The 14,544-nt window shown below is 73.9% G+C and carries 10 protein-coding genes; 5 read left to right on the plus strand and 5 right to left on the minus strand.

Going from position 1 to position 14,544, the window contains the following annotated elements; genetic code table 11:
- Window positions 1-17: 17 nt before the first annotated feature.
- Window positions 18-314 (minus strand): hypothetical protein, encoded by a 297-nt coding sequence (locus J2X60_RS13680; RefSeq protein WP_070416685.1) that lies wholly within the window; start codon window positions 312-314, stop codon window positions 18-20.
- A 1-nt stretch (window position 315) separates the two neighbouring features.
- Complete coding sequence (locus J2X60_RS13685; protein ID WP_070419176.1) at window positions 316-540, minus strand: DUF3107 domain-containing protein; 225 nt, start codon at window positions 538-540, stop codon at window positions 316-318.
- 84 nt (window positions 541-624) lie between these two features.
- Here J2X60_RS13685 and J2X60_RS13690 point away from each other — a divergent pair, with 84 nt between their 5' ends.
- Entirely contained in the window at window positions 625-3,780 is a 3,156-nt protein-coding gene (locus J2X60_RS13690) for a PD-(D/E)XK nuclease family protein (RefSeq protein WP_309888229.1), read from the plus strand.
- Complete coding sequence (locus J2X60_RS13695; RefSeq protein ID WP_309778918.1) at window positions 3,777-7,049, plus strand: ATP-dependent DNA helicase; 3,273 nt, start codon at window positions 3,777-3,779, stop codon at window positions 7,047-7,049. The genes J2X60_RS13690 and J2X60_RS13695 overlap by 4 nt, the downstream gene beginning before the upstream one ends.
- Before the next feature lie 210 nt (window positions 7,050-7,259).
- Here J2X60_RS13695 and J2X60_RS13700 read toward each other — a convergent pair whose 3' ends face one another.
- Complete coding sequence (locus J2X60_RS13700; protein ID WP_070416684.1) at window positions 7,260-8,258, minus strand: phosphotransferase; 999 nt, start codon at window positions 8,256-8,258, stop codon at window positions 7,260-7,262.
- Between the two features lie 108 nt (window positions 8,259-8,366).
- Between J2X60_RS13700 and nudC the strand changes: the two genes are divergently transcribed.
- Together nudC and J2X60_RS13710 are read left to right on the plus strand one after the other, a co-directional pair.
- The gene (nudC, locus tag J2X60_RS13705; protein WP_071294993.1) at window positions 8,367-9,302 is read left to right on the plus strand and encodes an NAD(+) diphosphatase; all 936 of its coding nucleotides are present in this window, start codon (window positions 8,367-8,369) and stop codon (window positions 9,300-9,302) included.
- A complete protein-coding gene (locus tag J2X60_RS13710) occupies window positions 9,299-11,062 on the plus strand; it encodes an ATP-dependent helicase (protein ID WP_309888233.1) in 1,764 nt (587 codons plus the stop codon). The genes nudC and J2X60_RS13710 overlap by 4 nt, the downstream gene beginning before the upstream one ends.
- Here J2X60_RS13710 and J2X60_RS13715 read toward each other — a convergent pair.
- Together J2X60_RS13715 and J2X60_RS13720 are read right to left on the minus strand one after the other, a co-directional pair.
- Window positions 10,953-11,810 carry a hypothetical protein gene (locus tag J2X60_RS13715; protein WP_309888235.1) on the minus strand — a complete coding sequence of 286 codons (858 nt, stop codon included), beginning with the start codon at window positions 11,808-11,810 and terminating at the stop codon, window positions 10,953-10,955. The two genes, J2X60_RS13710 and J2X60_RS13715, sit on opposite strands and share 110 nt — an antisense overlap.
- A gap of 59 nt (window positions 11,811-11,869) precedes the next feature.
- Window positions 11,870-13,246, minus strand: a complete 1,377-nt coding sequence (locus tag J2X60_RS13720; protein ID WP_070416680.1) for a zinc-dependent metalloprotease — start codon at window positions 13,244-13,246, stop codon at window positions 11,870-11,872.
- 106 nt (window positions 13,247-13,352) lie between these two features.
- Here J2X60_RS13720 and J2X60_RS13725 point away from each other — a divergent pair, with 106 nt between their 5' ends.
- The gene (locus J2X60_RS13725) at window positions 13,353-14,462 is read left to right on the plus strand and encodes a S16 family serine protease (RefSeq protein WP_309888236.1); all 1,110 of its coding nucleotides are present in this window, start codon (window positions 13,353-13,355) and stop codon (window positions 14,460-14,462) included.
- Window positions 14,463-14,544: the final 82 nt, after the last annotated feature.

Raw genomic sequence — 14,544 nt, forward strand, 5'->3', positions numbered from 1 at the left:
GCCTGACGGCCCCCGGGTCAGGCGCCGGAGGCCTTGACGCGCTCGTAGTACGCCGCGTCGGCAGCCGTACGGCGCTTGCCGAGGACCCACTCCGCGACGAGGGCGACCACACCGGCACCGACCAGGGCGACGACCCAGATCCAGGTCGCGTCGTACTGCCAGCCGGCCCAGGTCAGGGCCTCCCACAGCACCGCGGCGACGATACCGCCGACCGCGGGGCCGAGCAGGGAGCCACGGCTCGAGCGCCACGGCAGGACCACGTGCGCGACGGCCCCGAGGATCAGCCCGCCGAGGACCGCGAAGAGCAGCTCCACGTCAGGCGACGAAACCGATGCGACGGGACTCCTCCGCGCCGACCTCGACGTAGGCGAGGGACGCGACGGGGACGATGAACCGACGGCCCTTGTCGTCCTGCAGCGAGAGGTGCGTCGCCTTGTCGTCGAGCGCGGCCGCGACGGCCTTCTCGATCTCGTCGGCGGTCTGGGCGGTCTCGAACGCGATCTCGCGCGGGCTGTTGGTGATGCCGATCTTGATGTCCACGAGCACAGCGTATCCGAGCGGCCCCGACGGCCATCGGGCGTTCGCCGCAGGCGCACTGTCGGTCGCTGCGGTTACCGTACGAGGGTGCCCCAGACGACGCTCACGCCCGCACCCGAGGCCACGGGCGTCGCGCGGGCGTTGGCGTCCGACCCGTCGCAGGCCGCCGTGCTCGCGCTGCCGGACGGCCGGCACGCCGCGGTCATCGGCGCACCGGGCACCGGCAAGACGACCACGCTGTCGCGGCTGGTGGCAGCACGGCTCACGCGCGACGACGCGATCTCGCCCGACGGTCACGCCACCGTCCTCGCCCTGACGAGCGCCCGCACGGCCGCCACCGCGCTCCGCGACCGACTCGCCGCCTCGGTCGACCGGGTGATGCCGGGTGCACTCGCACGGACGGTGAACTCGCTGGCCTTCCAGCTCGTCGCGCACGCCGCGGCCGTCCAGGGCCTCGAGACCCCGACCCTGCTGACCGGTGGCGAGCAGGACCGCATCATCGCCGACCTGCTCGACGGGCACGAGACCGACGGCACCGGTCCGGACTGGCCGGCACCGATCACCGCCGTCGTCCGCGAACGCGCCGGCTTCCGCACCGCGCTGCGCGACGTCATGATGCGGGCGGTCGCCGCGGGCGTGGAGCCCGAGGACATGCGCGAACTCGGGGACGACACCGGGCGTCCGGAGTGGCGGGCCGTCGGGGACTTCGTCGACGAGTACCGCGCCGCCGTGACCTCGTTCCGCGCCACCAGCCTCGACGCCGCCGAACTCGTCGCCTACGCCACGGCCGCCGTCCTGCGGGGGCAGGTCCCGGCGAGCGTCGCCGCGCTGCGCCTCGTCGTGGTCGACGACACGCAGGAGCTCGTCGAGGGGGAGATCGCGCTGCTCGGGGCGCTCGCCCGTTCCGGCGTGCAGATCGTCGCCTTCGGTGACCCCGACATCGCCGCGTCGGCGTTCCGCGGGGCCGAGCCCGACGTGCTCGGCCGCCTGGCCTCCCGGCTCGGTGTGGACCGCGTCGACGAGCTGGTCCTCGGCACGGTGCACCGGCACGCGGCACCCGTCCGCGCGCTCGTCTCCGGCATCACGGCGCGCATCGGTGCCGCCGCGGCCGGACGGCAGCGCACCGCCGTGGCGACCACGGCGGACGCCCGACCCGACGCCGTCGTGCACCTCGAGGGCGCGAGCCGTGCGGCGCTCGTCGTCGCGATCGCCCGGCGGCTCCGCGAACACCGGTTGCTCGACGGCGTGCCGTGGCACCGGATGGCCGTCGTCACCCGCAGCGGTGCCGCGATCCCCGAGCTCGTCCGTGCGCTCTCCGTGGCCGAGGTCCCCGCGACCGCCGGGGCCGCACCCGTCCGACCCCGCGACGACACCGCGGCGCGGTCCCTGCTCGACGCCGCGGCCGTCGCGCTCGGAGTCCTCCCGCTCGACCCGGTGCTCGCCACGTCCTTCGCGACCGGGCCGCTCGGCGGGCTCGACACCCTGGCGATGCGGCGGCTCCGCCTCGCGCTGCGGCGGGAGGAACTCGCCGGTGGCGGTACCCGCACGGCCGACGAACTCCTCGTGGACGCACTCGGCGCGCCCGAGCGCCTGGCGACCGTCGACGCCGGGTTCGCCCGACGCGCGACGCGGCTCGCGCGGAGCCTGGTGCAGGCGCACCACGACGCCGAGTCCGGTGCGAGCATCGAGGAGATCCTCTGGGGCCTCTGGGAACGGAGCGGGCTCGCCGGCGCCTGGGGCGGCCAGTCGGCTGCCGGCGGGGTCGGCGCGGCCGAGGCCGACCGGCACCTCGACGCCGTGGTCGGGCTGTTCACCGCGGCGAAGCGGTTCGTCGAGCGGACGCCGAACGCCCCCGCGCGGGTGTTCGTCGACGACCTGCTCGGCGCCGACCTGCCCGAGGACTCGATCGGGCCCGACCGCACCGCCGGCCGGGTCCGCGTGCTCACCCCCTCGGCCACGATCGGGCTCGAGTGCGACGTCGTCGTGGTGCTCGGGCTGCAGGACGGCGTCTGGCCGAACACCCGGGTACGGGGCAGCCTGCTCGACCCCGACGGCCTGGTCCGTGCCGCCGCGGGGATCGACCACGAGACGATCGACGACCGCGCCGCCGTGATCGCCGACGAACTCCGCCTGTTCGCCCGTGCGGTGTCCCGCGCCACCACCCAGGTGATCATCGGGACGGTGGCGAACGACGACGAGGCGCCCTCGCCGTTCGTCCGCCTCGTGCCCGTGCCGCCCGACCGGCAGCCGACCGTGCACCCGCTGTCCCTGCGCGGCCTCGCCGGATCGCTCCGTCGGCGCGTGGTGGCCTCGGGCGACCACGAGGCCGCGTCCGCCCTCGCGCGCCTGGCCGAGGCCGAGGTCCCCGGCGCCGCTCCGGACGACTGGTACGGGCTCGCCGAGCCCTCGACCGACGACCCCCTCGTCGACCTCGACGCCGAGCCGGCACCCGAGCACGAGGGCGGCGAGCCCGTGCCCCCGACCGTGTCGGTCTCGCCCTCCCGCATCGGCACCTTCGAGGAGTGCCCCGTGCACTGGTTCGTGCAGACCTTCGGCGGCAGCGCCCCGAGCCCCGCGATGGGCATCGGGACGATCGTGCACGAGACCATGGAGCACGCCACCGCCGTCGACGTGGAGTCCCTGTGGCAGCACGTCGAGGGCCGGTGGGACGAGCTGACGTTCGAGTCGCCGTGGATCGCCGATCGCGAACGCGCCCGCACCCGTCGCATGATCGAGGGGCTCAGCGACTACCTCCGCACCTTCGCGAGCGCCGGACGCCGACTGCTCGGCGCCGAGACCTCGTTCACGCTCGTCACCGGGCCGGCACGGATGCGCGGCAGCATCGACCGGATCGAGGTCGACCCGGACGGCCGGGTCAGCGTCGTCGACCTCAAGACCGGGCGCTCGATGCCGAGTGAGAAGAACGACATGCCCGAACACCCCCAGCTCGGCGCGTACCAGCTCGCGGTCGAGGACGGCGCGGTCGAGGGGGTCCCCGCCGGCTCGGCGATGGCCGATGCCCGGCTGGTGTTCGTGCAGAACGCCCGCAGTGGCCGTGCCTACTCCGAGCGGACGCAGCAGGCGTTCGACGACGACGCGCGTGAGGCATACCGCCAGCGGCTGCACACCGTGGCGACGGGCATGGCCGGACGGACCTTCCTCGCGAACGTCGACGACCACTGCCAGAAGGCCCGGACCGGCGTCGAGTGCCGGATCCACGTCGTGGGCGAGGTGACCTGGTGAACGAGGAACAGCTGCTCGGCCCCGACGGCGCCCGCACCGCCTACCCCGACCGCGTCGAGCCGCCCCGGCACGACGCCGACGCGATCGCCGACGCCCTCGGACGCCCGCGCCCCACGGCGCAGCAGCGCGCCGTCATCGAGTCTCCGCTCACCCCGGCGCTCGTCGTCGCGGGAGCCGGCAGCGGGAAGACCGAGACGATGGCGTCGCGGGTCGTCTGGCTGCTCGCGAACGGGATGGTCCGCCCCGACGGCATCCTCGGCCTGACCTTCACCCGCAAGGCCGCCGGCGAGCTGTCGGTCCGCATCAACGACCGCATCCGCGCGCTCGAGGACGTCGGGCTGCTCGAGGCCGGTGACGCGTTCGAGGCGCCGACGGTGTCGACCTACAACGCGTTCGCCAACTCGGTCTTCCGCGAGAACGCGCTGCTCGTCGGCCGCGACGGCGAGTCCCAGGTGCTCACCGAACCGTCCGCCTGGCAGCTCGCGCGCCGGGTCGTCGTCGCGGCGCGGGACGACCGGCTGGCCGGGCTCGACCGCGACGTCGACACCGTGACCGCTGCGGTCGTCTCGCTCGCCGGCGCGGTGTCCGAGCACCTCGTCGAACCGGAGCGGTTGCGTCGGTTCGCGATCGAGTTCGCCGAGCTGCTCCAGCTGCCGGGGAACGCCCGCGGTGGCGCGTACAAGGCGATCACCGACGCCGTCGCCGCGATCGGTGCCCTCGAACCCCTCGTCGACCTGGTGGAGGAGTTCCGTCGGCAGAAGGTGGACCGCGGGTTCGTGGAGTTCTCCGACCAGATCGCGCTCGCCCTCGCCGCGGCCGAGTCGGCACCGCGCGTCGTCACCGACCTGCGGCAGCGGTACGGCGTGGTGCTCCTCGACGAGTACCAGGACACCTCGGTCGTGCAGACGCGGTTCCTCGCCCGGCTCTTCCGCGGGCACCCGGTGATGGCGGTCGGCGACCCCCACCAGTCGATCTACGGGTTCCGCGGGGCGAGTGCCGCCAACCTCGCTCGATTCCCGCGCGACTTCGGCGGAACGTCCGACGACGGCGCCGACGCCGCACGCCCCGTCACCTTCGCGCTCTCCACCAGCTGGCGGAACCCGGTCGACGTCCTCGCCGGCGCCAACGCCGTCGTCGCGCCCCTGTCCGAGGCGTCCGAGGTCGACGTCGAGCGCCTCGTCCCCCGACCCGGTGCGGACGCCGGAACGGTCCACGCCGTGTTCCCGGAGACCCTCCCGGACGAGGCCGCCGCCGTGGCGGAGTGGTTCGCCGCGCGCCGCGCCTCTGACCCGACGGGGTCGATGGCGCTCCTGCTGCGCTCGCGGAAGGACCTCGCCGCGTTCACCGCCGCCCTCGGCGACCGTCGCGTGCCGTTCCACGTGCTCGGCACCGGCGGACTCCTGCAGAGGCCGGAGATCGTCGACCTCGTCGCGTGCCTCCGCGTGCTGCACGACCCCGGCGCCGGCAACGACCTCATCCGGCTGCTCGCCGGTGCCCGGTGGCGGATCGGCGCCGCGGACATCGCCGCCCTCCACGCCCTGGCCCGCTGGCTGTTCGGCCGCGACCACACCCAGCAGCGACTCGACGACGACGTCACCGCAGCGTTCCGGGCATCGGTCGCCGCGGGCGAGCACGGCTCGATCGTCGACGCCCTCGACTTCGTCGCCACCGCCCCGGACGACCACGGCGCGCTCGCCGACATCAGCGAGACCGGACGCCTCCGGATGCGCGAACTCGGCCGCCAGCTCCAGGCGCTCCGGTCCCGGGCCAGTGGCGACCTCGTCGACTTCGTCACGCTCGTCGTGCAGGAGATGCGGCTCGACATCGAGGTCGCCGCGCACGAGCAGGGGAGCGGGGCGTTCCTCGACGCCTTCATCGACGAGCTCGCGGGCTTCGTGACCACGGACGACCGGGCCGACCTCGGTGCGTTCCTCGGCTGGATCGACGCCGCTGCCCGTCGCGACGACATGGGTCCCCGCTCCGAGGAGCCCGAGGCCGGCACCGTGCAGATCCTGACGATCCACGGGTCGAAGGGCCTCGAGTGGGACGCCGTAGCGGTTCCCCGACTGGTCGAGGGTGCGCTCCCGGCCCGCCCGCTGGAGGGCTCTTCCGGGTGGATCGGCTTCGGCCGGCTGCCGTACGAGTTCCGGGGCGACGCCGACGAGCTGCCGCGACTGCACTGGCGCGGGCACGACACGCAGAAGGACGTCACGCTCGCGATCGACGCCTACAAGGAACAGGTGAAGGCCCGCAACGAGGACGAGGAGCGCCGCCTCACCTACGTCGCGCTCACCCGGGCGAAGCACGACCTGCTCGTCTCCGGCTCGTTCTGGGCTGGCGGGGTCCGACCCACCGAACCGAGTCGGTACCTGCGGGACCTCGTCGACGCCGGTGTCGTGGACGCCGCCGCCGTCCCCGAGACGACCGAGCACGAGGAGAACCCCCTCGGTGACGCCGGGGCCACGCAGTCCTGGCCGCACGTGCCGTTCGGGCAGCGCGCCGCCCGGGTGGTCGCCGCCGCCGACCGCGTGCGGAACGCCAACCCCGGGGCGGCCGGTCGGTTCAGCGCCGACATCGACCTGCTGCTCGCCGAGCGCGCCGCGAACCGGTCGGCCCGGCACCGGGTGGTCGTCCCGCACCGCGTCCCGGCGTCCGGGTTCAAGGACTACCTGGCCGAACCGGACGCCGTGGCCGAGCGGCTGCGGCGCCCGATGCCGGAGCGGCCGTACCGCGCGACCCGCCTCGGCACGCTCTTCCACCAGTGGGTCGAGCAGCGTGCCCGCAGCGGCGGTTCGCTCGAGACGCTCGACGCCTGGCCGGACGAACTCGACCTCGACCCGGACGACGTGGTCGACGCCTCGGCGGACGTCGCGGTCACCGACGACGACGCCCGTCGGCTCGCCGACTTCCAGGCGACCTTCGCCCGGTCACGGTGGGCGGAGCTGACACCGATCGAGGTCGAACGGGAGATCCACATCCCGTTCCTCGGCCACAGCGTCGTCTGCAAGCTTGATGCGGTCTACGAGATCGACGGCCGGGCCGAGGTCGTCGACTGGAAGACCGGCAAGGCCCCGTCGGGCGACGACGACCTGGCGAAGCGGCAGTTGCAGCTCGCCCTGTACCGGGTCGCCTACGCGGAGTTCACCGGGCGCCCGATCGACGAGGTCGACGCGGTGTTCTACTTCGTGGCCGACGACCTCGAGGTCCGGCCGCGCGAACTCCTCGACCGCGCCGGACTCGAGCGCGCCTGGCGGGACGCGATCGGCTGACGCCGGCTCGGCGCCGGCTCGGCGCCGGCCGGCCGCGCTGACGCCGGCCCGCACGTCGAACCACGAATCCGACGTCGAACCACGCGCGGACGCTGGTTCGATGTCGGAACCGTGGTTCGATCCGAACCGGTGGCGCGGCGGACCGCCGGCGACGGGGCGGAGGCGAGCCGCGCGTCCAGGGCCACCACGCGTCAGCCGCGCCGAAGCGCGTCAGCCGTGCCGACGCTCGGTCGACGACAGCAGCTGCTCGACCTCGCCGATCTCCATCGTCTCCGGCGAGACCGACTGCAGCGGTGCCGCGCTCGGCGTCTGCACCGCGTCGACCAGCCGGTGCATCATCGCGACCGCGTCGTCGACGACCTCGGTGCTCTTCACCTGCACGCCGTGCAGCAGCCACTGCGCGGTCTCGAGCTCGTGGTGCACCCGCGCGCGCTGCGCGAGCTGCCGGTCCCGGCCGCCGCCGTTCGCCTCGTACGCGCTGAGGACGGTGTCGAACGCGTCCTTGCGGCCGGCGAGCACCCACGCGAGGTCCTTCGCCGGGTCGCCGAGCCGCAGCTCGCCCCAGTCGATGACGCCGGAGACGTCGTCGCCGGAGACCAGGATCGTCTCGGTGCCGAGCGACCCGTGCACGACGGTGGGCGTGAACTGCCAGAGCTGCTGGTCGCGCGCCGCGCCCTCCCACCGCTCCTTGAGCGCCGCCGGGACGAGCTTCGTGGCGACCGCGCGGTCCATCACGGAGACGGCGGAGCGCAGGACCTCGAACGGGGTGAGGGACGGCAGACCGGCGTCGGTGACGAAGCTCGTCGGCAGCTGGTGGATCGCGGCGATCGCCCGGCCGACGCTGGTCGCGAGCTCCGGTCGTTCGACGAGGGCCTGCAGCTTCGGGTGCGTCCCGGGCAGGTACGAGGTGACGATGGCGCGGGTCGAGCCGATCGGCGCCTGTCCGCGGTACTCGGCGACGCCGAACGGGAGGCGCGTGCGGATCCCGGCGCTCAGCGCCCGGATCGCGACGAGGTCGGCGGACTGCCGGGCCTCGGCTCGCTGGTTGCGTGGGCGGCGGATCGCGGACCAGGCGCCGTCGGCGTCGCGGAGGACGGCCGACTCGTAGTCCCCGGACGCGGCCGAGCCGAGCGTGCGCGTGCCCGTGACGACGAGGCCTGAGACGGCCGTGGTCGCCAACGCGGCTAGAGTGAACTGGGATCCCGCCATGCCCCTCAGGGTAGGTCCGCAGCCGGTGGTCGAGCGTGCGCCACGCTGGCCCGCGGCAGCCCGGGCTCCCGCACCGCCGACCCGATCCGACCCGAGGAGCCCCCTGCTGTGACCGTCGAGTTCGCCGCGAGGCTGCCCCTCTCCCGCAACGACCTCGACCGCGACGCGGAGTTCCGCACGACGGACGACCTCGACCGGGTGCTGCGGGACGACCCGTCGACGCGGTACCTGCCCGTCCGCGGCTCCGAGATGCTGCGGAACGCCGACGGCACCCTCCGTTTCGTCTCCGCCGATGCCGTGCCGGTGGACGCGGTGACGCTGTACCTCGGTCGCGCCGTGTCCGACGCCCCCGATGCGCCCGCCGGCACCCGGTTCGTCGCCGCGTTCCTCGACGCCGAGACCGCCGCCCGGATCGAACCGGCCGACGACGCGTGGGAGAGCCTGCGGATGTTCGGGACCGAGCTGTCGCCGCGCGACCAGGGCCTCGCGGTCGAGGCCGTGGCGATGGCGAACTGGCACGCCGTGCACGGCTTCTCGCCCCGCACCGGGTCCGCGACCGACGTGGTCACCGGCGGCTGGGTGCGCCGCGATCCCGAGGGACACGAGCACTTCCCGCGCACCGACGCGGCGATCATCGTCGGGGTCACCGACGCCGACGACCGGATCCTGCTCGGGTCGAACGCGGCGTGGGATGCGGACCGGTACTCGCTGCTCGCGGGCTTCGTCGAGCCGGGGGAGTCGCTCGAGGACGCCGTCCGGCGCGAGGTCTGGGAGGAGTCCGGCGTCCGCGTCGAGGAACCCGAGTACCTCGGCTCGCAGCCGTGGCCGTTCCCGGCGTCGCTCATGCTCGGCTTCCGCGCCCGTGCGGTGGACGGGGACCCGACGACGGCTCGGCCGGACGGCGTGGAGATCCTCGACGTCCGGTGGTTCTCGCGCGACGAGATCCGGGAGCGTGCGGGCGACACCCTGCTGCTGCCGGGGAAGACGTCGATCGCCCGCGCCATCATCGAAGAGTGGTACGGCGGGCCGCTGGACCTGCCGTGAGCAGCGCCGCCGCCGGGGCCCCGGCCGAGCCGCTCCGACCGCCGTCGCCGGACGAGCTCCTCGCCGCCCTCGACGCCGAACAGCGCACCGTCGCCCGGACCCTGCTCGGTCCCGTGGCCGTCCTGGCCGGCGCCGGCACCGGCAAGACCCGCGCCATCACGCACCGCATCGCGTACGGCGTCGCCACCGGCACCTACGCGCCGAACCACGTCCTCGCCCTGACCTTCACCACCCGGGCGGCCGGCGAACTGCGGTCGCGGCTGCGCTCCCTCGGTGCGGGCACGGTGCAGGCGCGCACGTTCCACGCCGCGGCGATGGCGCAGCTCAGCTACTTCTGGCCGGACACCGTCGGCGGCCACGCCCCGAAGATCGTCGAGTCCAAGGGGCGGATGATCGCGCACGCGGCGGACACGGTCGGCCTGCGGGTGGACACCCCGACGCTCCGCGACCTGGCCGGCGAGGTCGAGTGGCGGAAGGTCCAGATGCTCTCGTACGACGAGTACGAGGCCGCGGCGGCCGAACGGGTGATGCCGCGCGACACCGCGCCGCGCCGGGTCCTCGACCTCATGCGCGCGTACGAGCAGCTCAAGGACGACCGGCGGCAGCTCGACTTCGAGGACGTCCTGCTCGCGACGCTCGGCATGGTGGAGTCCGAACCCCGGGTGGCGTCGTACGTCCGGCAGCAGTACCGCTTCTTCGTCGTGGACGAGTACCAGGACGTCTCGCCCGTGCAGCACGACCTGCTGCGCGCGTGGCTCGGCGGCCGGGACGACGTCTGCGTCGTCGGCGACGCCAGCCAGACGATCTACTCGTTCGCGGGGGCGTCGAGTCGCTACCTGCTCGGCTTCGGCTCGGAGTTCCCCCGCGGATCCGTGCTGCGGCTCGAGCGGAACTACCGCTCCACGCGCGAGGTCGTGCACGCCGCGAACGCGCTCATGCGCGGGCAACCGGGCGCCCTCGACCTCGTCGCGCAGCACACCGAGCCCGGACCACGGCCCGAGGTGCTGGCGTGCGTGCACGACGGCGACGAGGCGCAGACGGTCGCCCGGACCATCGCGTCGCTGGTCGCCGACCCGGCCTCGGGCGCGTCCTACGGGGACGTCGCGGTGCTCTACCGCCTCGGCGCCCAGGCCGCCGCGGTCGAGTCGGCGCTCGGACGCGCGGGCATCCCGTACCGGGTCCAGGGCGGCACCCGCTTCTTCGACCGCCCCGAGGTCAAGCTCGCGGTGCACCACATGCGGGGCGAGGCCGTCCGGCAGACCGACGACGAGCTCACCCGGCGGGTCGGCCTCGTGCTGCAGGTGAGCGGGTGGACGCCGACGCCACCGGAGGGCACCGGCGCCGTGCGCGAGCAGTGGGAAGCGCTGCAGGCGATCATGGGCCTCGCCGAGGACGCTCCCGCCGGCACGACGATGCAGCAGTTCACGCAGGACCTGGTGGACCGTGCCGCGACGCACCACGAGCCGGAGCTGGACGCCGTGACCCTCGCCACGCTGCACTCGTCCAAGGGCCTGGAGTGGCCGCACGTCGTGGTGATCGGTGCGGCCGAGGGGCTGCTCCCGATCTCGTACGCCACCACCGACGCCGAGATCGACGAGGAACGCCGGCTCTTCTACGTCGGGCTGACCCGTGCCCGCCGGTCGGTGACGGTCACGTGGTCGCGACAGGGTTCCACGCGTGGGGGAGCCCGGGTGGCGAGTCGGTTCCTGGCAGCGCTCGGCACGAACAGCGCGGATGGAACGTCACCGGGAGCCGACTGACCGACAGGTCGTCGCGCTCGAAGACCAGCTGGTCCGGACCGGGGTGCTGGGTGCGGGACGGCAGCCGTTCGAGGAGCATCCGGGTCGCAGCCGCCGCAACCGCCGCGATCCGGTAGGGCGAGAGCGGTGCCGCGGGGCGGCCCCACACCTGCGCCGCGATGGCCGGCCAGCACGGGTCGTCGTCGACGTGCGCGTACTCGACGCAGTGGAGGCACGGCCCGGCACCCGGGACGACGAACGGCCCGAGGCGCACGCGTCCGTCCCCGACGACGACCGGCAGGTGGGCGGTACCCCGCCGGGTCCAGGCAGCGCGGACCGCCGGGTCGACGACGTGGTCGGCCACCACCACGGCGAGCTGGGGATCCGGGTCGGGGACGGTCACCGGTCCACCACGCGGCGCGGTCGTGCGCGCGACCGTGACGCCCTCGCCCGAGAGCAGTTCGGCGACCGCGTCCGGCAGGGCGCCGGTGCCGTGCACCTCGACCCGGGCCAGCGGTTCCGGCAGGACGTCGACGACCGCGGGCGAGGCGTCCCCGAGCACGCGCGCGGCGAGACCGGGCGGACACCCGCTCGCCGCGGCGACCCCGGAGAGGGCATCACGGCCGGTCTCGCGGCGGAGTGCGCAGAGGAACCGTTCCTCGGCCGTGCTCGGGACCGGCACGACGGCGCGGGGAGGATCGACCCCGAGCTGGACGGTGGTCGGGTCGCGCCAGACGAACTCGAGGGTCGGATCGATGCGGATGCCCATGCCCCCACGCTGGCGGACCAGGCGCCCGCGCGGGGCAGGGACGGCGGATCTGTGGAGAACTACTTCGGAGCGTCGCCCTCGTCGACGTTGCCGGACTCGTCCTCGCGCGGACGGTCACCGGTGGCGTCGTTGAGCAGGTCCTCGAGCGCCTTGTCGAACTCGTCGTCCTCGGCGGAGCGGCCGGGGTTGCGCAGCCGGGCCACGAAGGCGTCCGGCGCGTCGATGTCGTCCGAGGTCGGGACCGCGTCGAAGTGCGACCAGAGCGCGTCGCGCTGCTCGGTGCCGAGCTCGTCGGTGACCCGCTGCCACATCGCCGCTGCTTCGCGGAGGCGGCGGGGGCGGAGTTCGAGGCCGACGAGCGTCGCGAACGCGGACTCGGCCGGACCACCGGCCGCACGACGACGTCGGACCATCTCGGCGATCGCGCCGGACTTCGGCAGACGCTCGGTGGCCGCGGCGGTCACGGTGTCGACCCAGCCCTCGACGAGCGCGAGCATCGTCTCGAGGCGGGCGAGGGCGGCCTCCTGCTCCTCGGTGCGCGGCGGGATGAGGGCACCGGACGCGAGGGCGTCCCGGAGCTGTTCCTGGTTCGTCGGGTCGATCTCGGACGCGAGCTCCTCGACGCGGTCGAACGGGATGTGGATGCCCCGCGCGTAGTCGGTGATCGACGAGATGATGTGCAGGCGGAGCCAGCGGGCCGAACGGAACAGCCGTGCGTGCGCGAGTTCCCGGACGGCCAGGTAGATGCGGACCTCGTCCTCGGGGACGTCGAGTCCCTCGGCGAACTCGGCCACGTTCTGCGGCAGGAGTGCGGCGACCTGCTCGTCGAGGAGCGGCACGCCGACGTCGCCGCCGGACACGACCTCCTTCGAGAGCTGCCCGACGACCTGGCCGAGCTGGATCGCGAACAGTGCGCCGCCGACGCCGCGCATCGCCTTCGAGACGTCGCCGAGCATCGCCTTGAGCTGCTCGGGGGCACGCTGCTCGATCGCCTCGGTCAGGGCGTTCGAGATGCTCAGCGCCACGGGTTCCGCGATCTGCGCCCACACCGGCGTCGTCGCCTTCGCCCACTGCTCGCGCGTGTAGAGGCTCGGCGTCGCGGTGAGCTCGGCGACCGAGGTGGCCTCGTCCAGCCAGAGCGCCGCGACCTGGAACGCCTGGTCGGCCGCCTGCGAGGTCGCGGGGTCGACCGGGTGGCCGCCCTCACGGGCGATCGCGGTGGCGCGCTCGGACGCGACGGAGAAGTCGATGCCGTCACCGCCCGACTGCGCGGCACGCTGCAGCTGGCTCATCAGATTCGCGACGAAGGCCGGGTCGTTCGGCAGTCCGGCGGCACCGGCGAGCTGCGACGGGTCGATCTGGCCCTCGCCGGAGAGGAGCTTCCGGAGCATCTCCTGGAAGTCGTCGTCCGGCCCCGGCTGCGGTTCATCAGGCATGACGACTACGCTAATCGCTGCTCACGGGGCCGCGCCTGGGACGCCCCCGTGGGAACGCCCGAACCGCTGCGCCGAGGGCGAACAGCTCCCGTGGAAGGACGTTCTCGTGACCCTCTTCGCCGCCGAGCCCCGTCGTCGTCCCCGTTCCCGGACCGTCGGCTGGGCGTTCGTGATCGGTGCCGTCGTCCTCGGGCTCCTCGCCAGCCTGCTGCCGAGCCCCTACCTGATCGAGGTCCCCGGCCCGGTGTACAACACCATCGGGACCCAGGAGCAGGGCACGGGCAAGGACGCGGAGCAGGTCAAGCTCATCCAGGTCGACGGCCACCCGACCTACCCCACCGCCGGCGCGCTCGACATGCTCACCGTCGGCATCCAGGGCGACGCCACGAACCGCCCCTCCTGGACGAGCGTCATCCGGGCGCTCTTCACGAAGTCCGAGGCGGTCATCCCGGCGTCCGCGATCTACCCCGAGGGCGTCACCACCGACCAGGTCAACCAGCAGGACACGGCCGACATGCAGCAGTCGCAGCAGTCCGCCGTGGCCGCGGCCCTCATCCAGCAGGGGTACGAGCTGCCCACCGACCTCGAGGTCGGCACGGTCCAGAAGGGCTCCGCGGCCGACGGCGTCATCGAGAAGGGCGACGTCATCCGCTCCTTCGACGGGACCTCGCTCACCGAGAACGCCGACGCGACCTCGCTCCGTGAGCTGGTCGCGAAGCACGGCACCTCGGGTCCGGCGACGGTCGTCGTCGAACGCGACGGCGCCGAGAAGACGGTCGAGCTCACGCCGCGGAGCGAGCAGGGCACGGCCCTGATCGGCGTGGGCGTGACCGAGCAGTACGACTTCCCGTTCCGCGTCTCCATCGAGCTCCAGGACGTCGGCGGCCCGTCGGCCGGGATGATGTTCGCCCTCGGGATCATCGACGAGATCACGCCGGGCAAGCTCAACGGCGGCAAGCACGTCGCCGGCACCGGCACGATCACCGCCGACGGCGAGGTCGGCGCGATCGGCGGCATCCGGCAGAAGCTCTACGGCGCGAAGGACGCCGGCGCGACCGTCTTCCTCGCCCCGGCCGACAACTGCGGCGAGGTCGTCGGCCACGTCCCGGACGGACTCGACGTCTACAAGGTCGCCACGCTCGACCAGGCGGTCACCGACCTGCAGACGATCGCCTCCGGGAAGAGCACCGCGAAGCTCGCGCGCTGCACGTCGTAGACCCGGCCACGCGCTCCAGGCGACGTCCGCGGCCGTCGCGATCCGTGCCTCCCGAACCGTGTTCCAGGAGGCGCGACCCACC

Origin of the sequence: Curtobacterium sp. 320 (assembly GCF_031455235.1) — a bacterium.
In the GTDB taxonomy this organism is placed as follows: Bacteria; Actinomycetota; Actinomycetes; order Actinomycetales; family Microbacteriaceae; genus Curtobacterium.